Annotated in this window: 25 protein-coding genes; 16 read left to right on the forward strand and 9 right to left on the reverse strand. The window is 63.1% G+C overall.

Annotation, left to right across the window (positions count from 1 at the left end):
- Positions 1–68 precede the first annotated feature (68 nt).
- The 5 genes from AMK00_RS22240 (at position 69) to AMK00_RS22260 (ending at position 4,097) form a co-directional block, all read left to right on the forward strand.
- Positions 69–848 carry an ABC transporter ATP-binding protein gene (locus AMK00_RS22240; RefSeq protein WP_064807025.1) on the forward strand — a complete coding sequence of 260 codons (780 nt, stop codon included), beginning with the start codon at positions 69–71 and terminating at the stop codon, positions 846–848.
- 48 nt (positions 849–896) lie between these two features.
- Positions 897–1,670 (forward strand): transporter substrate-binding domain-containing protein, encoded by a 774-nt coding sequence (locus tag AMK00_RS22245; protein ID WP_064811898.1) that lies wholly within the window; start codon positions 897–899, stop codon positions 1,668–1,670.
- Positions 1,671–1,682: 12 nt separating this feature from the next.
- Positions 1,683–2,408 carry an ABC transporter permease gene (locus AMK00_RS22250; protein ID WP_064807027.1) on the forward strand — a complete coding sequence of 242 codons (726 nt, stop codon included), beginning with the start codon at positions 1,683–1,685 and terminating at the stop codon, positions 2,406–2,408.
- 13 nt (positions 2,409–2,421) lie between these two features.
- The gene (locus AMK00_RS22255; RefSeq protein WP_064811899.1) at positions 2,422–3,111 is read left to right on the forward strand and encodes an ABC transporter permease; all 690 of its coding nucleotides are present in this window, start codon (positions 2,422–2,424) and stop codon (positions 3,109–3,111) included.
- A 77-nt stretch (positions 3,112–3,188) separates the two neighbouring features.
- Entirely contained in the window at positions 3,189–4,097 is a 909-nt protein-coding gene (locus AMK00_RS22260; protein ID WP_064811900.1) for a homocysteine S-methyltransferase family protein, read from the forward strand.
- 57 nt (positions 4,098–4,154) lie between these two features.
- Here the strand turns inward: AMK00_RS22260 and AMK00_RS22265 are convergent, their stop codons facing one another.
- The gene (locus AMK00_RS22265; RefSeq protein ID WP_064811901.1) at positions 4,155–4,589 is read right to left on the reverse strand and encodes a MarR family winged helix-turn-helix transcriptional regulator; all 435 of its coding nucleotides are present in this window, start codon (positions 4,587–4,589) and stop codon (positions 4,155–4,157) included.
- A gap of 206 nt (positions 4,590–4,795) precedes the next feature.
- Here AMK00_RS22265 and AMK00_RS22270 point away from each other — a divergent pair, with 206 nt between their 5' ends.
- The 3 genes from AMK00_RS22270 to AMK00_RS22280 all read left to right on the forward strand — a co-directional run bounded on the left by AMK00_RS22270 (position 4,796) and on the right by AMK00_RS22280 (position 7,432).
- Positions 4,796–6,610, forward strand: coding sequence for a chloride channel protein (locus AMK00_RS22270; protein WP_064807033.1), 1,815 nt, complete (start codon positions 4,796–4,798; stop codon positions 6,608–6,610).
- A 136-nt stretch (positions 6,611–6,746) separates the two neighbouring features.
- A complete protein-coding gene (locus tag AMK00_RS22275) occupies positions 6,747–7,013 on the forward strand; it encodes a type II toxin-antitoxin system Phd/YefM family antitoxin (protein ID WP_064811902.1) in 267 nt (88 codons plus the stop codon).
- Positions 7,010–7,432 carry a type II toxin-antitoxin system VapC family toxin gene (locus AMK00_RS22280; RefSeq protein ID WP_064807035.1) on the forward strand — a complete coding sequence of 141 codons (423 nt, stop codon included), beginning with the start codon at positions 7,010–7,012 and terminating at the stop codon, positions 7,430–7,432. Before AMK00_RS22275 ends, AMK00_RS22280 begins: the two co-directional genes overlap by 4 nt.
- Before the next feature lie 39 nt (positions 7,433–7,471).
- Here AMK00_RS22280 and AMK00_RS22285 read toward each other — a convergent pair whose 3' ends face one another.
- From AMK00_RS22285 to AMK00_RS22305, 5 genes are all read right to left on the reverse strand, one after another.
- On the reverse strand, positions 7,472–8,242 hold the full coding sequence (locus AMK00_RS22285) for an ABC transporter ATP-binding protein (protein ID WP_064807036.1): 771 nt from the start codon (positions 8,240–8,242) through the stop codon (positions 7,472–7,474).
- Between the two features lie 9 nt (positions 8,243–8,251).
- Entirely contained in the window at positions 8,252–9,232 is a 981-nt protein-coding gene (locus AMK00_RS22290; protein ID WP_064807038.1) for an ABC transporter substrate-binding protein, read from the reverse strand.
- 38 nt (positions 9,233–9,270) lie between these two features.
- Positions 9,271–10,122, reverse strand: a complete 852-nt coding sequence (locus AMK00_RS22295; protein ID WP_064807039.1) for an ABC transporter permease — start codon at positions 10,120–10,122, stop codon at positions 9,271–9,273.
- Positions 10,123–10,132: 10 nt separating this feature from the next.
- Positions 10,133–11,485 carry an LLM class flavin-dependent oxidoreductase gene (locus AMK00_RS22300; RefSeq protein ID WP_064807041.1) on the reverse strand — a complete coding sequence of 451 codons (1,353 nt, stop codon included), beginning with the start codon at positions 11,483–11,485 and terminating at the stop codon, positions 10,133–10,135.
- 301 nt (positions 11,486–11,786) lie between these two features.
- Positions 11,787–12,572, reverse strand: coding sequence for an IclR family transcriptional regulator (locus tag AMK00_RS22305; RefSeq protein ID WP_064807043.1), 786 nt, complete (start codon positions 12,570–12,572; stop codon positions 11,787–11,789).
- Between the two features lie 221 nt (positions 12,573–12,793).
- Here AMK00_RS22305 and AMK00_RS22310 point away from each other — a divergent pair, with 221 nt between their 5' ends.
- Genes AMK00_RS22310 through AMK00_RS22345 form a run of 8 tightly spaced genes read left to right on the forward strand, consistent with a single transcriptional unit; the run spans position 12,794 to position 20,981 of the window.
- Complete coding sequence (locus AMK00_RS22310; RefSeq protein ID WP_064811903.1) at positions 12,794–13,864, forward strand: ABC transporter substrate-binding protein; 1,071 nt, start codon at positions 12,794–12,796, stop codon at positions 13,862–13,864.
- A 22-nt stretch (positions 13,865–13,886) separates the two neighbouring features.
- Positions 13,887–15,401 (forward strand): sugar ABC transporter ATP-binding protein, encoded by a 1,515-nt coding sequence (locus tag AMK00_RS22315; protein WP_064807047.1) that lies wholly within the window; start codon positions 13,887–13,889, stop codon positions 15,399–15,401.
- Complete coding sequence (locus AMK00_RS22320; protein WP_064807048.1) at positions 15,398–16,360, forward strand: ABC transporter permease; 963 nt, start codon at positions 15,398–15,400, stop codon at positions 16,358–16,360. Before AMK00_RS22315 ends, AMK00_RS22320 begins: the two co-directional genes overlap by 4 nt.
- Positions 16,357–17,298: an ABC transporter permease gene (locus AMK00_RS22325; RefSeq protein ID WP_064811904.1), complete on the forward strand. Its 942-nt coding sequence runs from the start codon at positions 16,357–16,359 to the stop codon at positions 17,296–17,298. The genes AMK00_RS22320 and AMK00_RS22325 overlap by 4 nt, the downstream gene beginning before the upstream one ends.
- Positions 17,295–18,251, forward strand: coding sequence for an amidohydrolase family protein (locus tag AMK00_RS22330; protein WP_064811905.1), 957 nt, complete (start codon positions 17,295–17,297; stop codon positions 18,249–18,251). The genes AMK00_RS22325 and AMK00_RS22330 overlap by 4 nt, the downstream gene beginning before the upstream one ends.
- Positions 18,244–19,554 carry an alanine racemase gene (locus AMK00_RS22335; protein ID WP_064807054.1) on the forward strand — a complete coding sequence of 437 codons (1,311 nt, stop codon included), beginning with the start codon at positions 18,244–18,246 and terminating at the stop codon, positions 19,552–19,554. Before AMK00_RS22330 ends, AMK00_RS22335 begins: the two co-directional genes overlap by 8 nt.
- Positions 19,555–19,591: 37 nt before the next feature.
- Entirely contained in the window at positions 19,592–19,936 is a 345-nt protein-coding gene (locus AMK00_RS22340) for a RidA family protein (protein WP_064807056.1), read from the forward strand.
- Positions 19,937–19,967: 31 nt separating this feature from the next.
- Positions 19,968–20,981: a succinylglutamate desuccinylase/aspartoacylase family protein gene (locus tag AMK00_RS22345; RefSeq protein ID WP_064807057.1), complete on the forward strand. Its 1,014-nt coding sequence runs from the start codon at positions 19,968–19,970 to the stop codon at positions 20,979–20,981.
- 24 nt (positions 20,982–21,005) lie between these two features.
- Here the strand turns inward: AMK00_RS22345 and AMK00_RS22350 are convergent, their stop codons facing one another.
- The 3 genes from AMK00_RS22350 to AMK00_RS22360 form a co-directional block, all read right to left on the reverse strand.
- Positions 21,006–22,190, reverse strand: a complete 1,185-nt coding sequence (locus AMK00_RS22350; RefSeq protein ID WP_064807059.1) for a hypothetical protein — start codon at positions 22,188–22,190, stop codon at positions 21,006–21,008.
- 110 nt (positions 22,191–22,300) lie between these two features.
- Positions 22,301–23,242, reverse strand: a complete 942-nt coding sequence (locus tag AMK00_RS22355; protein WP_064807061.1) for a sugar phosphate isomerase/epimerase family protein — start codon at positions 23,240–23,242, stop codon at positions 22,301–22,303.
- Between the two features lie 81 nt (positions 23,243–23,323).
- Entirely contained in the window at positions 23,324–24,496 is a 1,173-nt protein-coding gene (locus AMK00_RS22360; protein WP_064807063.1) for a Gfo/Idh/MocA family protein, read from the reverse strand.
- Between the last annotated feature and the right edge of the window lie 25 nt (positions 24,497–24,521).

Genomic DNA, 24,521 nt, shown 5'->3' on the forward strand with positions numbered 1-24,521 from the left:
AAATTGCGCGAAAAAACCGCGCAGCTTTATCATTATCCTTCGCAAATTCAGTTCAGCCGGACCCATGCATGTCGGATCAGTCCATTCCTGCTCTTCGCGTCGAAGATCTTCATAAAAGCTTCGGCTTGCAACAGGTTCTCAAGGGTATTTCGGCCGAGGCCCATAAGTCTGACGTCATCTCCATTATCGGGTCGTCCGGTTCTGGCAAGAGCACCTTCCTCAGATGCATCAATTTTCTAGAAACGCCGGATCGCGGCCGCATCGCCGTGAACGGCGAGGCGGTCGCTCTGAAAACCGGCCGCGGCGGGCGGCTGCAGCCGCAGAGCTGGCGGCAAATCGAGCGGCTGCGAACCGGGCTTGGCATGGTCTTTCAGAGCTTCAATCTCTGGGCTCATCGGACCGTGCTGGAAAACGTCATCGAGGCGCCGGTGCATGTCATGGGCGTTTCCAGGCGCGAAGCGATCGAAAAGGCAGAAGCCCTGCTGCACAAGGTCGGGCTCTTCGACAAGCGTGATGCCTATCCCGCCTTTCTTTCCGGCGGCCAGCAGCAGCGCGCGGCGATCGCAAGAGCGCTTTGCGTCGATCCCGCCGTCATGCTGTTCGATGAGCCGACATCGGCGCTCGATCCCGAGCTCGTTGGCGAGGTGCTGAAAGTCATCCGCGATCTGGCGGAAGAGGGCCGGACGATGCTGATCGTCACGCATGAAATGCGCTTCGCCCGCGACGTCTCGAGCCGTGTCCTCTTCCTGCACCAGGGACGGATCGAGGAGGAAGGCCCGCCGGAGCAAGTCTTCGGGGCGCCCGTCAGCGCCCGCTGCCGGGAATTCACTCGTCTCACCGCCCACTGACCCCGCTTCCAGTCACCACCCATCACACGAACCAGGAGAATCCTGCGAATGAAACTGCTCCCCACGCTTTTCGCCGGCGTCGCATTTGCACTTTCCGCCGTCGCGGCACAGGCCGAAGTCCGCTTCGGCGTCATGAACGAATCTTATCCGCCCTTCTTCGCCAAGGACGCTTCGGGCGAATGGCAGGGATGGGAAATCGACCTGATGAATGCCGTCTGCGAAGAGATGAAGGAGAAGTGCTCGATCGTCGAGATCTCTTGGGACGGCCTCATTCCGGCTCTTGAGAGCAAGAAGTTCGACGTGATCTGGTCGTCGATGTCGAATACCGAGGAACGCTCGAAGGTGATCGACTTCACCGACAAATATTACAACACGCCGAGCACCCTGATCGGCCCCAAGGACCAGAAGCCGGGCGCCACGGCCGAGGACGTGAAGGCCAAGACCATCGGCATCCAGGTGTCGACGATCCAGTCTGAATATTACAAGAAGTACTTTGCCGCTGCCGCCGAGGAAAAGACCTACCAGACGCTCGACGAGGCTTTCCAAGACCTCGCTGCCGGCCGCATCGACTATGTCTTCGGCGATTCTCTGGCGCTCGACGCCTTCCTGAAAAGCGATGCCGGCAAGGATTGCTGCGCTAACATGGGCGATGTCGCCGACGATAAGGAGATCCTCGGAGCTGGCGTTTCAGGCGGCCTGCGCAAGGAAGATACCGAATTGAAAGCCAAGCTGAACAAGGCAATTGCCGCGGTGCGCGCCAGCGGCCAGTACGACACGATCACCAAGAAATACTTCGATTTCGATATTTACGGCGCGAAGTAAGCACTTCTAGAGATGGCGACTGCGCAACAAGGCATTCTGGACCTGCTGTCCCCCTATCCTCCGGGATGGGGCGGCGTTCTCTTGGCAGGTGCAGTCTCCACGGTCGCCATCTCGGCCTGCGCCTTTGCTGTCGGTCTGCTGCTTGGCACGGGCGGTGCGCTGGGGAAGCTCTCGGGCAATCCAGTGCTCCGCCTAGTGCTCGATCTCTATACGACGGTCATTCGCGCTGTTCCCGAGCTGATCCTGATCGTCGGGCTTTATTATGCCGGTACCGATGGCCTCAACCGGCTGCTGGCGGTATTCAACCTGCCGCCGGTCGAGGTGAACGGTTTCGTTGCCGCCGTCGCCGTGCTCGGTTTCGTGCAGGGCGCCTATATGACCGAGGTGCTGCGCGGCGCGATCCTTGCCATTCCCGTCGGCCAGATCGAGGCCGCCAAGGCTTTCGGCATGGGACCGGTGCTGCGCTTCCGCCGCATCCTGCTGCCGGCGCTGTTGCCGAACGCGCTGCCGGGTCTTGCCAATCTGTGGATGTCGGTCACCAAGGACAGCGCGCTGGTCGCGGTCGTCGGCTATCAGGAACTGGCGCTCGCCACACGTCTCGCCGGGGCAAGCACCAAGCACTACTTCGTTTTTTTCCTCGCCTCGGCTCTTCTCTATCTCGCCATCACACTCGCTTCCAACGCCGTCTTCAAACTGATCGAAGGGCGGGTGCGGCGGGGACAGCCGCGCCTTGCCTGAAGAAAGCGGCCCCATGAGTTTCACCTGGATCTCCTCCTATTGGCCGCTGCTTCTGACCGGCGCCTGGCAGACCGTAGCGCTGCTGGTCATTTCCGTGGTGTTCGGTTTCGTGACCGCCATCGGTCTCGCTTTCGCGCAGGTCAGCGGCGGCAGGCTGACGCGGCTTGCCGCCCGCGGCTACTGCACCTTCTTCCGCGGCACGCCGCTGCTCATCCAGCTTTGGCTCCTCTATTACGGGATCGGCTCGCTGCTGCCCATGATCCCCGGCATCCGCCAGAGCCTGTTCTGGCCGATCCTGCGCGAGGGCTTTTTCTTCGCTTCGGTCAGCTTCACGCTGAATTATGCGGCCTATGAGGCTGAAGTGCTGCGCGGCGCGCTGCTTGCCGTTCCCAAGGGTGAGCTCGAAGCCGGTCGGGCCTTCGGCCTGCCGCCCTGGAAACTCACCCGCCGCATCTGGCTGCCGCGCGCCATTCGCATCGCCCTGCCGACCATCGCCGGGGAAATCGTCATGCAGCTCAAAGCGACGCCGCTCGCCTTTACGGTGACGGTGATGGATCTCTACGCCGTCGCCAACAAGGTTCGCCAGGACACGCTGCTCGTCTACGAGCCGCTCATCGTCGTCACCCTCTTTTATCTCGCCCTGACCGCGGTGATCGCCCACGTCTTTCGAGGTCTCGAAGCGCAGGTGCCGGTTCGCCGCTAGGCCACGAAAAGCTCGCCACTTTGTTTTGAAAAGCCCGCTGCCGGTAACGGCGCGACAGCCTGAATGGAGACTACCTCATGAGCACAACGCGAATTCTCGATGGCGGCATGAGCCGCGAGCTTCTGCGGCTGGGCGCCGAACTGAAGCAGCCGGAATGGTCGGCGCTGGCGCTGATGAATTCGCCCGACATCGTGCGGGAGGTACACAGGGAATTCATCGCCGCCGGCTCTGAGATCGTCACGACGAACAGCTATGCGCTTGTGCCCTTCCATATCGGCGAAGGCCGCTTTCAGCAGGAGGGGCCCGCCCTGATCCGACTTGCAGGTCGTCTGGCGCGCGAGGCCGCCGATGGCGCGACCGACCGGAAGGTGCTGGTCGCCGGCTCGCTGCCGCCGATCTTCGGCTCCTACGAGCCTGAGAATTTTCAGCCTTCCCGGGTGCAGGACTATCTCGAGGTGCTGGTCGAAAACCTCGCTCCCTTCGTCGACCTATGGCTCGGTGAGACTTTGAGCCTGATTGCCGAGGGCGAGGCCGTCCGCAAGGCGGTGGGGGCATCGGGCAAGCCGTTCTGGATTTCCTTCACCTTGGCAGATGACGAGGCGGCGATCAGGGACGGCGCGCCGAAACTCCGCTCCGGCGAAAGCGTCGCGGAGGCGGCGTCCTGGGCGGTGTCGTCGGGCGCGGCGGCTTTCCTGTTCAATTGCAGCAAGCCCGAGGTCATGCAGGGCGCGGTCGAGACGGCGGCACGGGTGTTCCGGGAGAGGAATGCTCCCATCGAAATCGGCGTCTATGCCAATGCCTTCGAAGGGGAAACAGGCGAGGCAGCCGCCAATGAAGGCCTGCACGATACCCGCGACGACCTGAACGACGATGCCTATTCGCGCTTTGCCTGTTCCTGGGCCGAGGCCGGAGCGACGATCATCGGCGGCTGCTGCGGCATCGGCGCAGTGCATATCCATCGCCTCAGGAACACGCTCTTCGGTTGAAGGGACGGCCGACGAGATGCAGGCTGGGACGATGGCTACATCTGCCGGCTCTGTCACTCACTCGGCCTTCGGCGCCGTCTTTTGAAGCTCGAGAAGGAGCTCGATCAGTTTCGGGGCCATCACCCTGATTTCTGAGAGATGCACGGCGCTCAGTCTGGTCAGAAGCTCGTCGGCCTTGTCGGTCAGGGCGAGCGTCTGGCGGCGCCGATCGGCCGGGTCGGCATGGCGTTCGACGAGCCCGGCATCCGACAGCCGCCCGACAAGCTCGGTCGCCGTATGGGGGGCGATGATCAGCCTATCGGCCAGCATGCCGATGGTCATCGCTTCGCCGCGTTGGCCCTTGATCGCCAGCAGAGCCTGGTGCTGCTGCGGAGGCAGCCCTTCCGACTGTGCGGCGGAGGCGCTGAAATCCATGAATTGACGAAGTGCGAATCTGAGGTCGGCAAGAGCCTCGTAATCCTCCCGTCTCAGCGGCGGCGCGGCTTTCTTCAAACTCGTTCTCCTCTGCCGCTCGTCGGCAGTTGGTGATCCGTGCGGGAGTTATTTCCGGTCTCGAATAGATGGGCAGGCGTCAGCCGGTCAAGGGAAGCATGTTCAAAAGACATGTTCGTCTTCACGCTTTCATCCGTTGATTTATATCGTATTACGATATATTCAAGCCGCTCAAGCATACCTATTTCCGCGTAGCAGAGGCTTCCATGTCGCAGCATCAAACCAGCAACCGGCCGCACGACTTTACGGGCGGTCTTTCCCGGCGCGAGGCCGGAGATTTCACCACCGACAGGCGGGTTCTCGTCCTGATCAGCATGGCCATCATCATCGGCTCCGCCGGCGCCTTTGCAGCATGGTGCCTCGTCAGCCTTATCGCGCTGGTGACCAATGTCATCTGGTTCGGGAAGATCGGCATCGAGCCCGCCTCGTTGGCAGGCGTGACGCGTTCGCTGTGGGTGGTGCTGGTGCCGCCGCTCGGAGGGCTCGTCATCGGGCTGATGGCCCGCTTCGGATCCGAGAAGATCCGCGGCCACGGCATCCCGGAAGCGATCGAGGCCATCCTGATCGGCGGCAGCCGGATGTCGCCGAAGGTCGCTGTCCTGAAGCCGCTGTCTTCGGCGATCTCGATCGGAACGGGCGGTCCGTTCGGCGCCGAGGGACCGATCATCATGACCGGTGGCGCGATCGGCTCGCTTTTTGCCCAATTCTTTCACATGAGCGCGGCCGAGCGGAAGACGCTGCTCGTCGCGGGTGCCGCCGCAGGCATGACGGCGATCTTCGGCTCGCCGATCGCCGCGGTCATGCTGGCGGTTGAACTGCTGTTGTTCGAATGGAAGCCGCGCAGCTTCATTCCCGTCGCCGTTGCCGCCTGCGTATCGATCTGCTGGCGCCCCCTGCTGTTCGGCGCGGGGCCGCTGTTCCCGACCCATTTCCAGGTGACCCTGCCCTGGTGGGGAATTTTCGCCTGTGCGGCAATGGGCATCATTTCAGGTCTGCAATCCGGCTTGCTGACGACGCTGCTCTACAAGATCGAGGACCTGTTCGAAGCATTGCCGATCCACTGGATGTGGTGGCCGGCGCTTGGCGGTCTCGTCATCGGTCTCGGTGGTCTGATCGAACCGCGGGCCATGGGCGTCGGATACGACATCATCGACGGGCTGCTCAACAACCGGTTGCTCGCACCGGCCGTACTGTCGATCCTGCTGGTGAAGACGATCATCTGGCTGTTTGCCCTGTCGTCCGGCACTTCGGGCGGCGTGCTCGCGCCGCTCCTGATTTTCGGCGGCGCACTCGGATGGCTAGTCGGCATTGCCATGCCGGGCAACGATCCCGGCTTCTGGGCACTGCTCGGAATGGCCGCGATGATGGGTGGAACCATGCGCGCACCGCTGACGGGGACCTTCTTCGCAATGGAAATCACCGGCGACGTCAGCACCCTCGTTCCCCTGCTCGCGGCAACGGTGGTGGCCTATGCCGTCACGGTCCTGCTGCTGCGCCGCTCGATCCTCACCGAGAAGATCGCGCGCCGCGGCCAGCACATTACCCGCGAATATGGCGTCGATCCGTTCGAGCTGTCCCGAGCCAGGGAGATCATGATCAGCGATGTCGACACGCTTCCTGTCAGCATGACGGTCGGTCAGGTATGCGACTTGTTCGTCTCTCAAGAAAAAACGCACCGGATCTATCCGGTGGTCGATGCTGCGGGCAGGCTGGCCGGCATCGTATCACGGGCCGAGGCCCTTCTCTGGCAGGGGAAGCCTGATCTCGCCGCCCAGACGCTTGCGGAAAATGTAACCGATGACTCCGTGCCAGTCGGGCATCCCGATGATACGGTCGCCTTCATCGCCGACCTGATGCTGTCGACGGACAGCGGCCGCATTCCGATCGTCGATCCAGCATCGGGCAAGCTGTGCGGTCTGATCGCCCGCAAGGATCTGCTGCGGCTGCGCAGCTCCTATCGGTCGGCGGAACTGGACCGGCGGCCTTATCTGACGGCCGGAGCGAGGAGCAGGCCTTCATAACAGTCTGCGGTCTTTTCCTGGCAATGTGTGAGCCGAGCGTCTTCGGCCCACACAAGCGAACCAATGACGGCTGCTTGCCACTCACCCAGTTTCGGCTTATATAGTCACTATAGTCATTCTGGTCAGGAGATGCGCTATGCAGCCGCCACCGCAAGCCGATGAAAGCTGGACCGTTGCCAGCGCAAAGGCGAAGCTTTCCGAGGTCATCGAACGCGCGCAATCCACGCCGCAGACAATCACACGCAACGGCAAGCCCAGTGTCGTCGTCGTCTCTGCCGAGGAATGGCAGCGGAAGACCACCCGCAAGGGAACGCTTGCCGAATTTCTGATGCAATCGCCCTTACGCGGCGCCGATCTGGACCTTGAACGTCAACGCGATGAACCGCGTGATCCGGCGCTGTGAAGCTTTTGCTGGATACCAATGTCCTGTCCGAGGTGACCAAGCCGAACCCCGACGTGCGCGTCCTTGAATGGCTGGGCAAGCTCGACGAGGATCGTTCCTTCATCAGCATCGTGTCGGTAGCGGAGATCCGGCGCGGCGTTGCGCTGATGGACAAGGGACGCAAACGCGACGCGCTGGCCGAATGGCTCGCCCACGACCTGACGCAACGCTTCGAGCATCGCATCATTCCGGTGGATGAACCGGTTGCCCTGGCCTGGGGAGACCTTATGGGCCATGCAAAACGGAGTGGCCGCGGCCTGTCGTCGATGGACGGCCTGATCGCGGCGACAGCGATTGCTCATGATTTCAGCCTCGCGACGCGCAACATTAGGGATTTCGAGGGTTTTGGGATCGAACTGATCGATCCCTGGGCCGGGTGAAATATCTCCAGCCTGCAGAACCCATGGAGGCCGCAGTTTTCAGTGCAATCCGAACAGGTTCAGCAGTTCCTCGCGGTGCCGGACGAATTCCGGTGCGCTGCGGTCGCGCGGACGCGGCAGATCGATGTCGATCAGGCGCGGCGCTGCTCCCTTTTCCCGCGGCAGGATCAGGATCCGGTCGGCAAGATAGATTGCCTCTTCGAGATCGTGTGTGACGAGAATGGTCGTCACATCCTCGTCGCGCCAGATCCGGGCGAGCTCCTGCTGCATGCCGATCTTGGTCATCGCATCGAGCGCGCCGAGCGGTTCGTCGAGCAGCAGGATTTCCGGCTGCACGGCAAGCGCCCGGGCGATGCCGACGCGCTGCGCCATGCCGCCGGACAGTTGCCGGGGATAGGCCGCCTCGAACTGCTGCAGGCCAACGAGCTTGACGTAGTGACGCGCACGCGCCCTCGCCTGCTCGCGGGTCAGACCTCTCGTTTCCAGCCCGAAGGCGACGTTGCCGAGGACGTCAAGCCAGGGAAGAAGGCGCGGCTCCTGGAAGATGACAGCGCGTTCCGCGCCGACGCCGCGGATCGCCTTGCCGTCAACGAGCACCTCGCCGGTATCGGACTCCTCCAGGCCGGCCAGAACCCTGAGCAGGGTCGTCTTGCCCGAACCGCTGGCGCCGACGATCGCGAGGCTTTCGCCGGAGCGGATGTGGAGGTTGATATCTTTCAGAACCTGCAGATGGCTGCCGTTCAGCTTGTAGGATTTGGAGAGGTGACGGATCGTCACCTCTCCGCGGCGCATGTCCTGGGCGAGGCTCATTGCAGTTCCTCAGTTGCTTGCCGGCTTGGTATCGGCCGTATAGATGATGTCCTTGGCCGCCAGCTGCCCCTGCTTGAGCTTGCCTTCGCGAACCAAAACGTCGATCCAGAACTGGATGTCGCGCTCGACAGGCAGACCGCCGGCGCGCACGCCGTAGCCGCGGAAATACTGTGCGATGTCAGGGTTCTCGCCGCGCTCGCTGAGCGCCTTGGCCAGGATCTTCTTGGTTTCCTCGGGATGTTCGCGGGCATAGTCGAGGGCGCGGGCCGACTGCTCGACGAAGATCTTCGCAGCCTCGGGATGCTGCTGAATGAAATCGCGGCGCAGGACCACGAAGCCGCCGGCGATGTCGCCAAGCACGTCGGTATCGTCGAAGACCGCACGCAGGCCGCCGTTCTTCAGCGCCGCGCCCTCGAAGGTCGTCTGCCAGTAGCCGAAGGCGGCGATATCGACCTGCTTCGAGCGCAGCACCTGCTCGAGCTGCGGCCCGGGAACGACGACCTGGTTGGCAGAGTCGCTCGGCAGTCCGACGGAATGCAGGGCTTCGCGGATGGTGTAATCGAGATGGGCACCGAGCGTGTTGACGGCGATGCTCTTGCCGGCAATGTCCTTGATGCTTTTGATCGGGCTGTCTTCCAGTACGTAGAAGGTCGACTGCACATCGTCATTGATGCCGTTCGATGGATAGGCGGCGACGAAGTCGTTGCCGCCGATGATCGAATTCAGGACGGCGGAGGTGGCGGCGCTGCCGATCTCCACGTCGCCGGATGCAAGGGCAATGAGAGAGGCCGGGCCGCCCTGGGCATAGCCGACATTCTCGAACGTGATGCCGGTGTCCTTGAAATAGCCGAGCGCGTCGGCGAGTTCATGGGCGGCGAGGCCGCCCTGGCTTGCGAGATAGCGCAGCTTCACCGTGTCGGCGGCGGCCGGTGTGGCAAGACCGAGAGCGATCACGGCCGGCAGGAGAAAATTGCGGGGATGGAAGGTCATGGAAAGTCCTTTCGGAAGAGGGAAATCGAAGGAAGAGGTCAGGCGTTCGGCTGCGACCAGCGGCAGAGGCGGCGCTGCAGCAGAACGAGCAGGGCATTGGCGGCAAGCCCGAGGAAGGCGAGCAGCAGGATCGCCGCAAACATCAGCGGGATCTGGAAATTGTACTGGGCGTTCATCACCTGGAAGCCGATGCCCTTGTTGGCGCCGATCATCTCGGCGGCGATCAGCAGCAGAAGCGCAGTCGTCGCCGAAAGACGCAGGCCGACGAAGATCGCGGGAACGGAGGCCGGCAGGATGACGCGGCGGAAAACGGTCAGCGATCCGGCGCCGTAGGTCCGCGCCATCTCGATGAGCTTCTGGTCCACCTCCTTGACGCCGCCGATCGTGGCGAGCAGCACCGGAAACAGCGTCGCCCAGAAGATCACGAAGATCTTCGATGTTTCGCCGAGGCCGAGCAGCAGGATGAAAACCGGATAGAGCGCCAGCGCCGAGGTCTGCCGGAAGAGCTGCAGGATTGGGTCGAGCGCCTGTTCGACCAAGCGAAACTGGCCCATGAACAGGCCGAGCGGAATACCGACAACGACGGCGAAGGCGAAGGCGGTTCCGGAGCGCTGCAGGCTGATGGCGATGTCATCGAGCAAGGCGCCATTGGCAAGATTGGTCCACAGCGCCGACAGGATCACGTTCAAGGGCGGGAAGACGGCGGGATTGATCCAGCCCCGGGTGCTCGACACCTGCCAGAGCACGAGGAAGCTGATGAGCAGACCGTAGCGCGGCAGAAATGCCGCGAGCACTCCGCGGACATGGGAGACCAGAGGGGAACTACTGCTTTTGCTGCTTTTCAGCCGGCCGAAGCTTCTCGGAAGAGCCTGATTGATTTCGTAGGCCATGGGTTTCTCCTCACTCCGCTGCCTCAAGGACGGTGCGTCCGGCAGCCCAGCGGTTTGTCGGGAAAGGCAAGCCGAGATTTTCCCGGAGCGTCTTGCCTTCATAGGCAGTGCGGAACAGGCCGCGGCGCTGGAGTTCCGGAATAACGAGATCGACAAAGTCGTCGAGCGCCGTCGGCAGCCAGGGCGGCAAAATGTTGAAGCCGTCGGCGGCTTCGTTCTCGAACCATGTCTGCAGCGTATCGGCGATCTGCTCGGCCGTGCCGACGATCGTGTAGTGGCCGCGGGCTGAGGCGATCCACTGATAGAGCTGGCGGATGGTGAAGTTGTTTTCGTCCGCGATCTGGCGGATGAGGGCCTGGCGGCTCTTCATGCCTTCGGTCGGCGGTGCGGGCGGAAGAGGCCCGTCGAGATCGTAACCGTGCAAGTCGAGCGTGCCGCCGGTCAGGCCGTTGAGGAGGCCGATCCCGTCTTCTTCGACGATCAGCGAGGTCAGACGTTCGTATTTTTCGCGTGCCTCGGCTTCGGTCCTGCCGACGAAAGCGGAGACGCCGGGCATAACCAGGATGTGATCGGGATTTCGACCGAGACCACGGGCGCGTGCCTTGATGTCCCGATAAAACTCCTGGGCGGTTTCGATATGCTGGTGGGCGGTGAAGATGACTTCGGCGGTTGCTGCGGCGAGCCCGCGCCCGTCTTCCGACTGTCCTGCCTGCACGATGACCGGGTGCCCCTGCGGCGAGCGCGAGACGTTGAGCGGACCGCGCACGCTGAAATGCTCGCCGCGGTGGTCGGTGTCGTGCAGCTTCGCCGGATCGAAGAAGACGCCGGTCTCCTTGTCGCGGATGAATGCGTCGTCCTCGAAGCTCTCCCAGAGTTTGCGGACGACATCGACATGCTCGGCGGCGCGGCGATATCGTTCGGCATGCGGAAGCTGGGTTTCACGGTTGAAGTTCTGCGCCGTGAGGTCGCCCGTCGTTGTCACCACGTTCCAGCCGGCGCGGCCATCCGAAATCAGGTCCAGCGAAGCGAACTTGCGGGCGGTCGTATAAGGCTCCTCATAGGTGGTCGAGGAGGTCGCGATGAAGCCGAGATGGGTGGTGAGAGGCGCAAGAGCGGAGAACAAGGTGACGGGCTCGAAGCCGGCCACGCGGGCGTTGCCGCCTTCACGCGCTCCACCGAAACCGACGGCCAATCCATCGGCCAGGAAGTAGGCATCGAAGAGGCCGCGTTCCGCCGTCAGGGCGAGCTGCTTGTGAAACTCGAAACTGGTCGCGCCGTCGACCGGCTGGTCGGGATGCCGCCACGACGCAACATGCTGTCCGCCGCCGGGAAGAAATGCCCCAAGCCTGATTTTCCGTGTCATTTCGCGTCCTCTCCGTTTTCCGTCTGTCGTCGGAATGTTAAAATACGCACTCTATAAATTTTATAGAGAAACTTCATTCCGTAGTTTCGGGAGAAGAGTGAATAGATTTGCGGGATTGGACTGAAACTGGAAATCAACATCGAAGCGCGCAACGAGACATGGCTCGTCCTGCGGCGGCTCTTCGATATGCACGCGGCAGAGAACGAGCGCGAGCGCGCTATGATTTAAGGAAGCACGCGGCTCGGTGCGGCTTCCCGCAGGAAGTGTCGCCGGCGATCAATGCGTGTTCGTGTGCCGGGTATCAGCCCCGCTTCGGGCGGGCCGGGGCATGCTCCAGGCCGGCGGCGGCCTTCTTCAGGCAATCGAGGTAGCGGTCGCGGTTCGCGATGCCGTCGTCGCGCGGCGTGACCAGGCAGAGCGTCGCGGCCGCATGGCCCTCCTCGCCCCGCACCGGCACGGCAAAACAATGGGTAAAGCTGTCGACGATGCTGTTGAACGTAAAGAAACCTTCTCGCTCGGCCTGGCGTACCTCGACGATGAAGCTTTGCGGATCGAGCCATTCGCCGTTCGGCAGACGAAAATCCTGCGATGGAATGAAGTTCAGAATTTCCTGATCCGACAGATGCGCGACGAGCAGACGCCCGGAGGCCGTCCACGGGATCGGCACCGACTGGCCGATATCCGTCGAAATGCGGAATGGCCGCGCGCCTTCGCGCATGCGCACGACCGTATATTTGTTTCCGTCCAGCATGCAGAACTGCGCCGTCTCCCGCGTTTCGTCGGCGAGCTGTTCCAATGCGGCCTCGCATTCGCGGGTGAAATCGAAATGGTTTTCATAGGCGGCGCCGAGGAAATAGAGCTTACGGCCGAGGTAGACGCGCCCCTCGCCGCCCGTGAATTCGAGAATGCCATTGCTCAGCAGCAGGTTGACGAGCTCGTAAACCGATGAGCGCGGTGCGCCGATCTGCGCTGCGATTTCATTCGGCTTCAAAGCCTGCCGCTTCTGGCGCAGGAAATCGAGGATTTCGAAGGCGCGGTCGAGCCCTCGGGCACGCTTGCCGATCGCTTCGTCCTGAATTGCGTCCATTGCTGTCGATCCCAATTTCTGTCCGGCCAAGCTTTTCAAACCCTCTGCCGCATCTGTCAACCGATCCTGTTGTTCCCGGTCGACGAAAATCTTTTTCATCCCTCTTGCGAGGCGGAAAAATCGGCATAAGATCGGCGCGTCCGGTATTTAGATCACATGTACATTATATTGGACAAAAACAGATGGCAAGCGTTAACGCTGCCACACAAAAGGGGATCGACATGAAAAATTTTGAAAACAGCATTTCTGCCTCGCGTCGCCGCCGCCTTCTCGCCGGCGCTGCCGCTGCTGCCGCCCTTCTCGTTCTTTCCACCGGCTCGGCCTCGGCTGCCGCCAATTGCATCAAGGGTGATAGGAAGGCGCCTTTCACGATCGGCTGGGCGAATATCTATTCGGTGCCGACCTGGATGAAGCAGACCGAAGGCACGATTACGGCCGAAGTGGAGGAGCTGAAGAAAGCCGGTCTGGTGAAGGATCTGATGATCACGGATGCGCAGGGCAACGCCCAGACGCAGATCCAGCATATTCAGTCGATGATCGACGCCAATGTCGACGCCATCGTCGTGATCGCCGGTTCCTCCACCGCGCTTGACCGCGTCATCTCCGACGCCTGCGACAAAGGTATTGCGGTGGTGAATTTCGACAGCCTGGTCAATACCGACAAGGTGACCGCGAAGATCAACACCGATTCCAACGAATGGGGCGCGACGGCTGCCAAGTGGATGGTCGGCCAGCTCGGCGGCAAGGGCAAGATCATCGTCATGAACGGCCCTGCCGGCATTTCGGTGAGCGACGACCGCCGCAAGGGCGCCCAGCCGGTGCTCGATGCCAATCCGGGCATTCAGGTGATCACCGAGACCAACACGGAATATAATGTCGCGCCGGCACAGGAAGCGATGACAAGCCTGCTTTTCGCCAATCCGGAAATCGATGGCGTGCTGTCGCTCGGCGGCGCCTTGTCGGCCGGTTCCGTTCTCGCCTTCGAGCGTCAGGGCCGCGATCAGGTGCCGACGACAGGGGAAAATGCCCGCCAATTCCTCGAACTCTGGAAAGAGAAGGGGCTGAAGGGCTGGGCGACGATGCAGCCCAACTGGCTCGGTGCGCTTTCCGTCTATACCGCCGTCCAGGCGCTGCAAGGCAAGGATGTCCCTGCCTTCGTCAAGGTGCCACTGCCTGTTATCGACGACAGCTCGATCGGCAGCTATCTCGCGCGCGCCGACAAGTTCCCGGCCGACGGCTATATCTATTCGGACTACGACAAGGCGCTCTTCGACAAGCTGCTGACCAAGTGATCCGCGTCTGGGGAACGTCGTCATGACGGAAGAAAACCCCCTGCTGGAAGCCCGGCAGCTGTTCAAGGGATTTTTCGGTAATCCGGTTTTGAAGGGCGTCGACATCGCCCTTCTGCCGGGCAGGGTTCACGCCCTGCTCGGCGAAAACGGCGCCGGCAAGTCCACTCTGATCAACCTCCTGTCCGGCGCCCTCCAGCCCGACGGCGGGTCTATCCTTGTCGACGGGAAACCCGTCGGGCGTTTCAGCCCGGCGGCGGCCCGCAAAGCCGGTATCGCTGTGGTTCAGCAGGAGCTGAGCCTGACGGCCAGTCTCTCGATTGCCGAAAATATCGGGCTCGGCGCCTTTCCGCGCCGCTTCGGTCTCATCGATTACCGAGCGCTTCAACGCCGGGTGCAGGAGGTGTGCGGCATGGTGGGGCTCACCGAACCGCTCGACATGCCGGTCGCCGACCTCGCGCTCGGCCGCCGCCAGATGGTGGAGATCGCCAAGGCGCTGTTCCGCAAACCGCGCGTGCTGATCCTCGACGAGCCGACCTCGTCACTCTCGGCCCATGAAGCCGGCATCCTTGCTCGGCTGATCGAGACGCTCAAGCGTCGCGGCATGGCACTCCTCTATATTTCCCACCGTCTGAACGAGGTGCAGGCGCTCTGCTCGCATGTCACGGTGCTGAAAGACGGCGGGGTCACTGCGGATCAGTCGCTCTCCGGCATCGACGGCGAAGGGTTGGTGCGTCTCATGGTCGGCCGCGAGACCGGCGACCTGTTCCCGCCGCGCGGCGCCACGACACCCGGTGTCATGCGCATCAGCGTCGAAGGCTTTTCCGCCGGCATGGTTCGCGACATCGCTTTCTCCGCCCGCTCCGGCGAGATCGTCGGCATCGGCGGGCTCGTGGGGCAAGGGCAGGAAGACCTGCTGCTTGGCCTCTACGGCGCCATTCCGGCCGCAGCCGCCCGAGCGGAAATATCCGGCAACCCTGGCCTGCCCGCTAATGTCGCCGAGGCGAATGCGGCAGGGATCGTCTATGTCCCGGCCGACCGCAAGCATGAGGGGCTGGTGCTGCCGCATTCCATCGCCTCCAATCTCATCCTGCCCTCGCTCGGGCGGCTCGCCGTCAAGGGCCTGCGCGACCGGCCGGCGGAAACCGGCCTGATCACCGATCTCGCGCACCGCCTGACGATCAAAGGTGATACAGCCCGCCCGGTACAGGCGCTTTCCGGCGGCAATCAGCAGAAGGTGGCGCTTGCCAAATGGCTGCCGCTCGATCCGTCCGTTCTGCTGCTCAACGATCCCACCCGCGGCGTTGACATCGAGACCAAGCGGGAAATCTATCTCATGCTTCGCGCCTTCGCCGCCGAGGGGCGGCTCGTCATCCTTGCCAGTTCCGATACGCCGGAACTCGTGCATCTCTGCGATCGTGTCGTGGTTCTGCGCGAAGGGCGCGTCGCGGCGATGCTGTCGCAGGATGAGATCAGCGAAGGATCGATCGTCGGTGCGGCCATGGGCGTCAACACCACGGCGCGGGGAGAGGCGGCATGAACACCAATTCCTCATCCCGGCTCTATCCCTCGATCCAGATGCGCCGCAATCGCGGCCTCTCCGGCCTCTATCTTGTCGTCGCAGCCTTTCTTATCCTCTATGCGATGCTCTTCCCGGGCATCCTTTCGATCGGCGGCTTCTCGAAGTTCACGCAGAACTGGTTCCCGCTCGCACTCGTCACCATGGCGCAGGCGCTGCTCATGCTGAATGGCGGCATCACGCTGGCGATCGGTCCGCTCGTCAGCCTCGGCGCGGTCATCGCCGCGACGACGATGGAAGGGGCGCTCGGCGCGCCGGGCGGCATTCTCGCGGTCGCCGCCGCCGGCCTTGCGGTCGGCGCCGTCACCGGCGCCATCGTCACCTATCTGAGGCTTCCTGCGATCATCGTCACGCTCGCCGGCTCCTTCATCATCAGCGGCGTCGCACTCATTCTGCTGCCGCGGCCGGGTGGCACCGTTCCCGACTGGCTGTCGATGGTGCTGGCCGGCCATACGCCCGTCGCCTTTCTGATGCTCGCGGTGATCCTGGCGCTCTGGAAAGCCTTCCTGGCGACGCCGCTCGGTCTCGGCATCTATGCGGCCGGCGACAACCCGGTCGGGGCGTTCCGTTCCGGCGTTCCCGTCGAACGGGTGAAGGTCACGGCTTTCGCGCTCTCCGGTCTGCTGGCTGCGCTGACCGGCCTCTTCGTCGCCGCGCAGACCGGCTCCGGCGATCCTGTCATCGGCACGCCCTTCACGCTAAACTCGATCGCTGCCGCCGTGCTCGGCGGCGTCGGCTTCCTCGGCGGCAAGGGCACGATGCGCGGTGCGATCTGCGGCAGCCTGCTGCTCTCGGTCATGATCAACGTCATGTTCTTCCTCGGCTTCCCGCCGGTGGCGCAATATGTCGCTCAAGGCTTGATCATCGTCGGCGCGGTTGCCGTTCCGGAACTTCTCGGCGCGTGGAGGGCAAGACGTTGAACATCGTCAGATCAGCATTCCGCAACCCGCCGCTGCTGACCTTCCTTCTGGTGGCGCTCGTGTGGATCGTCTCAAGCTTCACGCTGCGGGGCTTCGGCGCCTACGGCCATTTGCGCTACCTTCTCGAGCTCGCCGCCGTGATCGGCATCGTTGCCGCCGGGCAGACGCTGGTTATTCTGATGGGCGGCATCGATCTTTCCGTCGGCGCCGTTATCACCGTCACGGCGATCCTGTTGCCCCTGATCTCGCCGGCTTGGGATCCGACCGGCCTTGCCGGCATCGCGGCGGCGCTTGCCATCGCCACCGGCATCGGTTTGATGAACGGCGCGGGTTCCACCTATCTCCGCGTGCCGCCGATCATCATGACACTTGCCATGGCGACCTTCCTGCAGGGCTTGCTCGTCATCGTCGCCGGCGGCAGCGCCGTCACCGTCAGCAATCCCGCAGTCATCCTGCTCGGGCAGGCGCGGCCGCTCGGCATTCCCTCGGGCATCATTCTGTGGCTCGTCGTTGCGGTTGTCGTCCTGCTGCTCGTCCACCGCATGCCGATCGGCGCCCGTTTCCTCGCGGTTGGGGCGAACCCGCTGGCCGCCCGGCTTTCCGGCGTCAGCGTCACGCGCAGCACGCTGATCGCCCATACCCTGTCGGGCTTTTTCGCCGGCCTTGCCGGCATTCTGGTTCTCGGCATGAATCGGCAGGGTTATGTCGGCATCGGCGATCCCTATCTGCTGACCTCGATCGCCGCCGTCGTGCTCGGCGGCACCTCAATTCTCGGTGGCCGCGGCACCTATGCCGGGACCGTTCCGGGAGCGATCCTGCTTGTGACGGCGACGGCGCTGATCACCGTCGTCAACGCCTCGCCTGGCTGGCGGTCGATCATGTTCGGCACGCTGATCCTCACCCTCCTGCTCGTTTCCGGCCGCGAGGCGCGCCGATGACGGGACGCTACGATGGGCCGGTAATCGATCCGCACCATCATCTCTGGGACCTCGGCCTGCAGCGTCATCCCTGGCTTGAGAAGGCGCGGGCATCCGGTGAAGGGATGGTGTTCGGGAGCTTGGCGCCGATCCTGCGCGACTATGGCATCGACGATTATCGCGCCGACGCCGCGGGCCAGAATGTGGTTGCGACCGTTCATGTCGAGGCCGGCTGGTCCGCTGCCTATCCGCTGGAGGAGAGCCGCTGGCTGGATGGGCTCGACAGCCGCTCCGGCGTGGCGCACCGTTATATCGCCGGCATTGCCCTCGATCGGCCGGACGCCGCGCGCTTGCTCGAGGCGGAAGCGGAAAACTCCAACGTCGTCGGCATCCGCGATATTCTGAGCTGGCATCCCGATGTGGCCAAGAGTTTTGCGTCGCGTCCGGATCGCATGAGGGATCCCGTCTGGCGGGCGGGGCTTGCCCATGCCACGCGGCTCGGGCTGGTCTTCGACCTGATGCTTTATCCCTGGCAGATGGATGACGCGCTTGAGCTCGTCCGGGCTTTTCCGGAAACGCTTTTCGTGCTCAATCACGGCGGAAGCCCCGCTGACCGGACGCAGGAGGGCATGGCGCTCTGGCGCCGCGGCCTGCGGGCGCTCGGCAGAGAGGCCAACGTGCGGCTCAAGATCTCCGATCTCGTCGCCTACGACAATGACTGGACACTCGAAAGCCTGCGGCCGGTGATCGAGCATTGCCTCGATTGTTTCGGGCCGGAACGTTCGATGTTTGCGAGCGATTTTCCGGTAGCAGGTCTGCACGCCTCTTTCGACGAGATCTGTGAGGTTTTCCGTACGGTCGCCTCGCAGCTCTCTCCGGGCGAGCAGCGCGCTCTGTTCTTTGCCACCGCCAACGACACCTACCGTCTCGGTATCGCCGAACCGGCCGACGCCCGGAGGGGCTGCCATGTCTGACCTTCATGCTGCCTGGGAAAACCTGCTGATCGATGAGCGGGTGCGAGGCTTTCCGCCGGGCCATCCGCCGCTTTCGCTCTCGGAAATCGGCAAGCAGGGATGGAAGCCCTATGACGGCAGGATGGCTCTGCCGCTGATCTCGCTCGATCGGCAGGCCTTCTCCGCCAATGTCGAACTGATGATGGCTTATGTGAAAAGCCACGGCGCCGAAATTGCGCCGCATGCCAAGACGCCGATGTCGACGGTGCTGGCAAAGGCGCTTGTGACGGCGGGTGCCTGGGGCACGACAGTCGCCGATATCCGCCAGGCCGCCGTCCTGCTCGAGGCGGGACAACGCCGCCTGATCCTCGCCAACGAGATCGGCGGCGTGGCCGCCGCCCGACGGCTTGCGGCTTTGCTCGGCCAGTATCCCGATGCGGAACTCCACGTCTTCGTGGATTCGGCAGCGCTGGTCGAAGCGCTCCGATCCGCGTGGCGAGAGCGCATGGACCTGCCGCCTCTTGGCCTGCTGGTGGAGCTCGGCGCCGGCCGGGCCGGCATCCGCAGCGCCGCTGCCGCTGAGGCAGTTCTCGATGCGATCCTTGCCGCCGAGACGTCGACCTTCCGGTTGAGCGGCATCGCCGCCTATGAAGGTGCTGCCGCGACCGCCGATGCGGCAGAGACGATGCTTCGCATCGAGACTCTGATGGCGATGACGGCAGATTTTCTGCCGAAGGTGCGCGCCCGCACCGGCCCTGACCGGCCGCTTCTTGTGACGGCCGGCGGCTCGGTGTTTTTCGATGTCGTGATCGCCGGGCTTTCGGCCGCGGTTGCGGCCGATCCGGTCTGCCGGCTGATCCTGCGTAGCGGCGCCATCTTCTTCCATGATCACGGCGTCTACGAGCGCGGCCTTGCCGGTCTCGATGCGCGCGGCGGTTTCCGTGTGGCTGGCGAGACGCTTTCGGCGGCGGCAGGGTTTCGTCCGGCGCTGCGAGTCTGGGCCGAAGTCCTGTCGCGGCCGGAGCCGCGGCTTGCGATCTCAGGCATGGGCATGCGCGACGTGGCGATGGACCAGGGCCTGCCACGGCCGCTGGCGCTCTATCGCGATGGGGCATGCCTCGGCGACCTCAAAGGCGCCGAGGTTTTCCGACTCAACGATCAACACGCCTTCGTCGCCCTTGCCGAGGCGAGTGACGTCCGCGTCGGCGACGTAATCGAGTTCGGCATCTCGCATCCATGCACCTGCCTTGACCGGCATGCCATTCTCTATGGTCTCGACCCCGAGCATTCGGTGACGGCGGCCTATCTCACAAGCTTCGGCTGACCTCTCCTTCAAAAAGCAAGAAAAGGAAAACCTGCCCATGATCCAGCGTTATCAGAAAGGTTCGCGAATGAGCCAAGCCGTCAGCTATGGCGGTCTCGTCTATATTGCCGGCCAGGTCGCGGAAAATCGCAAGGCAGGGATCGAAGAGCAGACTCGCGATGTGCTCGGCAAAATCGACGCTCTTTTGAAGGAAGCCGGTACGGACCGCTCTCGTCTGATCGCCGTCAATGTTTTCCTGCCGGCAATCGTCGATTTCGAGGCGATGAACGGCGTCTATGACGGTTGGATCGATATAGAAAACCCGCCTGCGCGCGCCTGCACCGAAGCACGCCTCGCCGATCCAGATCTGCGCGTCGAAATGACCGCGGTCGCAGCCCTCTGAGGGCGCAGTAACCGCCTGGACTGGAGACATCATGCACAGCGGCCTCGTCAACCCGATCGACTTCTCGCGTGAGGGCCGGCAAGCCGGCCACCTCGCAATTCCCTATTCGGTGGACCGTTCGCCCTATTATCAGATCCGCATCCCCGTCTTTCATTTCAGGAACGGCGAGGGCCTGTCTCTGCTGCTGATGGCGGGCAATCACGGTGACGAGTATGAGGGTGAACTGCAGCTCGGCCGGCTGATGCGGCTGTTGGATGTTGCGGAAATCCGCGGCGCCGTCACCATCTTGCCGATGGCGAACTTGCCGGCGGTGATGGCGGCCAAGCGCTGTTCGCCGTTCGACGGCGGCAACCTCAACCGTGCGTTTCCCGGTGACCCCATGGGCTCGCCGACAGCGCGAATGGCGCATTTCCTCGAGCATGACCTCTTTCCCCGGCACGACGTCCTGCTCGACCTGCACTCCGGCGGCACGTCGATGGCGCACCTGCCCTGCACGCTGATCGAGCGGCAGGCCGATGCCGTCCGCTTCGAGCGCTCCGTGTCGCTGATGCGGGCACTCGGCGCGTCCTATGCCTTCATCGCCGATAACGGGCCGGCAGCGCCGACATCGATGGGGGCCGCGGCACGGGCGGGGATTATCGGTCTTTCCGGCGAATTCGGCGGCGGCGGAACCGTGACGCCCCAGACAATGGCCTTCACGGCGGCGGCGATCGACCGGTTGCTCGTGACGCTCGGCATTGTCGAGCGCCCGGTCCTGTCGCGCGGAACGCTCCCTCAGCCCGGGCCGCTGCATCTGCTTTCGCTATCTCGGCACAGCCAGGGCATCTATGCGAGCCGCAGAGGCTGGTTCGAGCCGGCTGTCGGGCTCGGCACCGTCGTTGCCGCCGGCGATTTGGCGGGATGGTATCATGATCTGGAACGCCTGGAGCAGACGGAGGAAGAGCTGCGCTTTGCCGAGAGCGGCATGGTGATTTCCCACAGGCTGCATTGCGACAGCCAGGCCGGCGACTGCCTGATCCAGATCGCCGAATCTATCGCATCCTGAGCCAATCCCCGCGCGCGATTCCACTTAACTGATTGCGTCCACCGCGGCCTTGACCCAGTCGAGGCGCTTTGCCGGAATGAGGCCGTAGTTGTAGAAATTGACGCCGTCGGCGCCGGCATCGACGGCGGCCTTGGCGCGTGCGGCGAGCACCATGGGTCCGCTGACCTCGGGATAGAAGATGCGCAGGCCGACTCCAAGGAACTTTTCCCGCCCGATTGCCGCTCGGCCGGCTCGGATGACATCGCCGACCGCCTCCGGCGTCATGTCGTAACAGCAAAGAATTGCCCCGTCGCAGAGCTTGCCGACGGCTGCGAGATCGACGCCGCCGAGCCAGCCGTCCTTCAAATCGATAAGCACGATACGCGTCGCCGGATCGGCCGCGGCCTTGATCTCGCCGATCAGGCTGGTCACCGGTTCGCTGCGCCACGCTAGATAGGCGTGGAGATCGGGATGGTCCCGGAAGGCATCGATGCCAGCCGCCGGGAAATCGGGGAACTGCCGCTCCGGCACCGCTCGTTCGCAGAGTTCGACGATGAAGCGCGCTACAGTTCTGCGCGCGCCTTCCACGGGCACGCCGGCCCTGGCGGCGCGCGCGATACAATGATCGCAGAAGCAGAGCGACAGCAGGAAATCGTCTTCGGCATTCAGGCCGACCCCATCTTTTTCGTGATGATATTCATGCGCGAAGCCCATGAAGTTCGGGCTCTCGAGCTCGACCATGTCAGGCCGGTAGTTCGTCGTGATGTCCTGCACGAGAGTGACGACATAATCCCGCGCGGCTGGGCTGGAGGGGCAGAGGTTGTAATAATTGAGATTGCCGAAGGCGTTTCGCGTCACGTGATCGGGATGCAGCACGCCGAGACGGGTATTGTGCAGGCAGACCGTCCAGCAGGAGAATTTAAGACCTGTCGCCTCGCGCTCCCTGACGAGCGCTGCCAGCATATCGCCGCGCTCGGTCACATTGCTCGCCATCAGCGGTTGGATCAGCTTGTCCTGCCACAGGCTTTCGTCCGGCCGGAAGTAGACCGTCCCGTCCTCGGGGAAGTAGGCCTTCTGCTGCGGGCTGCGCGGCTGAAGGAAGCGGCCGGCATGATAGGAGGTCGCCAGGCTGACCCTTGTCAGGCCTGCCCGGCCGGTAAGCTCGGCGGCAAAGACGCCGAGCCCCTGGTCCTGGATATCCCAGGGATAAGTCCACATGGAAAGATGCATGGCGCGCTCCCGTCGAATCTGTCCATTTTATAGAACATGCGTCCATAATAGTGTCCAGATCGATCTTGGAGCGCCGGCACCGATTGCTCATCGTCGCCGGCGCCGCTCCATCATCGGCTGATCGTCGCCTGCAGCGCGTCGATGGAGGACTGGATCCCGGCATCGGTCGACATGGTGAAGTCTTCCATTTCGAGGCTGACCCAGCCGTTGTAGCCGACCATGCGGACGACCGAGAAGAACTCCTTCCACCACTGCAGGTCATGGCCGGCGCCGACGGCGACATAATTCCAGCTGCGGTTGGCGACGTCGGTGACGTCCTTGAGTTCGAGCAGGCCGTTGACATCAGCGAGACCGCGCTCGATGCGCGTATCCTTGCCGTGGCAGTGATGGATCGCGCTTCCCAGCGCGCGGGCCGAAGCGATCGGATCGGCGCCCTTCCAGAACAGATGGCTGGGATCGAGATTCATGCCGACGGACGGGCCGACCTCCTTGCGCAGGCGGAACAGGGTCTCCGGATTCCAGACCAGCATGGCCGAGAAATTTTCGAGCGCATATCTCTCGACCCCGACTTCTCTCGCGAGCTTCACCAGGTCATGCCAGAGCGGGAAGGCACGGTCTTCCCACTGGTAGCGGTCGCGCTCGGGCATCTCTTCGGGCCAGCTCTTGGTGTAGACGAGCCAGTTCGGCACGGTGTCGCCGGGGGCCGCTTCCGGCAGGCCGGACATCGTCACGATCGTCTTGACGCCGATTTCGCCGGCAAGACGGATCGTCTGCTCCATTTCCTTGCGGTGGCGCTTGCCCATCTCGCCGGGATCGAGCGGGTTTGCCGAGCAGTTTAGAGCCGCGATTTCAAGGCCGCGGGCTTCGATTTCCTTAAGCTTGGTTTTCAAAAGCCCCTTGTCTTCAAGCAGTTCGTCGGCGTGGAAATGTGGGGCACGCGACCAGCCGCCGCCGGTCATTTCGATGCCCTCGACGCCGAGTTCAACACATTTGTCGAGCATGTCGGTAAATGACAGGTTGCCCATCACGTCGGTGCAAATGGAGAGTTTCATCGTCTCGATCTTTCCTTATCAAAAATGAGGGCGCGCCTTGTGAGAGGGGTGGAGGAGTTCCCGGCGCGCCCCCGGAGGGAGCTATTTGAAATCGATCCAGGCGGCACCCGCATCCGCCGAGCGGACGCAGTTTTCCAGCCAGCGCACGCCGTCGGTGCCGGCCTCGATGCTGGGATAATGATGGCCGTTGAGGAAGGCTTCGTCGCCGCGGCGCTTTGCGTCGATCGCCTGGGCGATCCAGAGGTAGATGTTCGCCCAGCTGTCGCCGAGGCCCTCGGTGTGCAGGGCGCCCATGCGATCGGCTGCAAGGCTTTCCTCTTCGAGATAGGGCATGCCGTGGTGCAGGGTGCGGTTCGGCTCGCCCTGGACTTCGTAAATCAGCTGGTCGGGCTGGGCATCCGACCATTCGATCGAAGCCTTGGAGCCGACGAAACGGTAGCGCTGCGAACCCATGTTGCCGGCATTGACCGACGACACCCAGAGACGGCCGCGGGCGCCGTTATCGTAATGCATGAGAACGGTGGCGTGGTCTTCGAGCGGCGCGCGGGTCGGAATAAAGGCCTTGCGGTCGCAGAGCAGTTTTTCGATCTTCAGATGCGGCAGCACCACTTCGGAGAGATAATAGAGGTGGGTGCCGATATCGCCGAGAACGAAGGTCGGGCCCGCCGTCTTCGGATTGGTGCGCCATTTCACTGCCTCGCCGGCGCCGACATCATCGCCCGAATTGAAGCCGTGGGTATATTGCATGTCGACGATGCGGATCTCGCCGAGCATGCCCTTTTTGACCATCGCCGCCATCTGATGGACCAGCGGATGGCCGGTGAAACCATAGGTCACGCCGACGATCAGGCATTTCTCTTCGGCGAGCTTGGCGATCTCATCGCATTCGGCGACGGTGAAGAACAGCGGCTTTTCGCAGATCACGTGCAGCCCGGCTTCCAGGCACGTCTTGGTGATCTCGTAATGGGTGAAGTTCGGCGTGGCGATCGAGACCACCTCGATGCCGTCCTCGCGCCCGGCCTCCCCTGCGATCAGCTCCTTGTAGTCGCCGTAGCATCGGTCGGCGGCGACGCCGATCTTCGTGCCGAAATCGCGCCCGCGCTCGGCGTCGAGGTCGAAGGCTCCGCAGACAAGCCGATAGGTGCCGTCCCGCTGGGCGCCGGTTCTATGCTTGTAGCCCACCTGCCCGGTGCGGCCGCCGCCGACCATGCCCCAGCGCAAGGGGCGCTCGATCAATCTTTCTCCGTTGATCATCCGATCATCGCTCCTGAAATAACCT

It is taken from the genome of Rhizobium sp. N621 (assembly GCF_001664325.1).
Lineage (GTDB): Bacteria > Pseudomonadota > Alphaproteobacteria > Rhizobiales > Rhizobiaceae > Rhizobium > Rhizobium esperanzae.

What these genes read in the sequence shown, in the direction of transcription:
- AMK00_RS22310 (WP_064811903.1), top strand. Translation starts at nt 12,794, where the DNA reads ATGAAAAATTTTGAAAACAGCATTTCTGCCTCGCGTCGCCGCCGCCTT.
- AMK00_RS22270 (WP_064807033.1), top strand. Translation starts at nt 4,796, where the DNA reads ATGTCGCAGCATCAAACCAGCAACCGGCCGCACGACTTTACGGGCGGT.
- AMK00_RS22285 (WP_064807036.1), bottom strand. Translation starts at nt 8,242, where the DNA reads ATGAGCCTCGCCCAGGACATGCGCCGCGGAGAGGTGACGATCCGTCAC.
- AMK00_RS22320 (WP_064807048.1), top strand. Translation starts at nt 15,398, where the DNA reads ATGAACACCAATTCCTCATCCCGGCTCTATCCCTCGATCCAGATGCGC.
- AMK00_RS22240 (WP_064807025.1), top strand. Translation starts at nt 69, where the DNA reads ATGTCGGATCAGTCCATTCCTGCTCTTCGCGTCGAAGATCTTCATAAA.
- AMK00_RS22355 (WP_064807061.1), bottom strand. Translation starts at nt 23,242, where the DNA reads ATGAAACTCTCCATTTGCACCGACGTGATGGGCAACCTGTCATTTACC.
- AMK00_RS22305 (WP_064807043.1), bottom strand. Translation starts at nt 12,572, where the DNA reads ATGGACGCAATTCAGGACGAAGCGATCGGCAAGCGTGCCCGAGGGCTC.
- AMK00_RS22255 (WP_064811899.1), top strand. Translation starts at nt 2,422, where the DNA reads ATGAGTTTCACCTGGATCTCCTCCTATTGGCCGCTGCTTCTGACCGGC.
- AMK00_RS22245 (WP_064811898.1), top strand. Translation starts at nt 897, where the DNA reads ATGAAACTGCTCCCCACGCTTTTCGCCGGCGTCGCATTTGCACTTTCC.
- AMK00_RS22275 (WP_064811902.1), top strand. Translation starts at nt 6,747, where the DNA reads ATGCAGCCGCCACCGCAAGCCGATGAAAGCTGGACCGTTGCCAGCGCA.
- AMK00_RS22300 (WP_064807041.1), bottom strand. Translation starts at nt 11,485, where the DNA reads ATGACACGGAAAATCAGGCTTGGGGCATTTCTTCCCGGCGGCGGACAG.
- AMK00_RS22340 (WP_064807056.1), top strand. Translation starts at nt 19,592, where the DNA reads ATGATCCAGCGTTATCAGAAAGGTTCGCGAATGAGCCAAGCCGTCAGC.
- AMK00_RS22350 (WP_064807059.1), bottom strand. Translation starts at nt 22,190, where the DNA reads ATGCATCTTTCCATGTGGACTTATCCCTGGGATATCCAGGACCAGGGG.
- AMK00_RS22260 (WP_064811900.1), top strand. Translation starts at nt 3,189, where the DNA reads ATGAGCACAACGCGAATTCTCGATGGCGGCATGAGCCGCGAGCTTCTG.
- AMK00_RS22295 (WP_064807039.1), bottom strand. Translation starts at nt 10,122, where the DNA reads ATGGCCTACGAAATCAATCAGGCTCTTCCGAGAAGCTTCGGCCGGCTG.
- AMK00_RS22335 (WP_064807054.1), top strand. Translation starts at nt 18,244, where the DNA reads ATGTCTGACCTTCATGCTGCCTGGGAAAACCTGCTGATCGATGAGCGG.
- AMK00_RS22315 (WP_064807047.1), top strand. Translation starts at nt 13,887, where the DNA reads ATGACGGAAGAAAACCCCCTGCTGGAAGCCCGGCAGCTGTTCAAGGGA.
- AMK00_RS22290 (WP_064807038.1), bottom strand. Translation starts at nt 9,232, where the DNA reads ATGACCTTCCATCCCCGCAATTTTCTCCTGCCGGCCGTGATCGCTCTC.
- AMK00_RS22345 (WP_064807057.1), top strand. Translation starts at nt 19,968, where the DNA reads ATGCACAGCGGCCTCGTCAACCCGATCGACTTCTCGCGTGAGGGCCGG.
- AMK00_RS22330 (WP_064811905.1), top strand. Translation starts at nt 17,295, where the DNA reads ATGACGGGACGCTACGATGGGCCGGTAATCGATCCGCACCATCATCTC.
- AMK00_RS22360 (WP_064807063.1), bottom strand. Translation starts at nt 24,496, where the DNA reads ATGATCAACGGAGAAAGATTGATCGAGCGCCCCTTGCGCTGGGGCATG.
- AMK00_RS22250 (WP_064807027.1), top strand. Translation starts at nt 1,683, where the DNA reads ATGGCGACTGCGCAACAAGGCATTCTGGACCTGCTGTCCCCCTATCCT.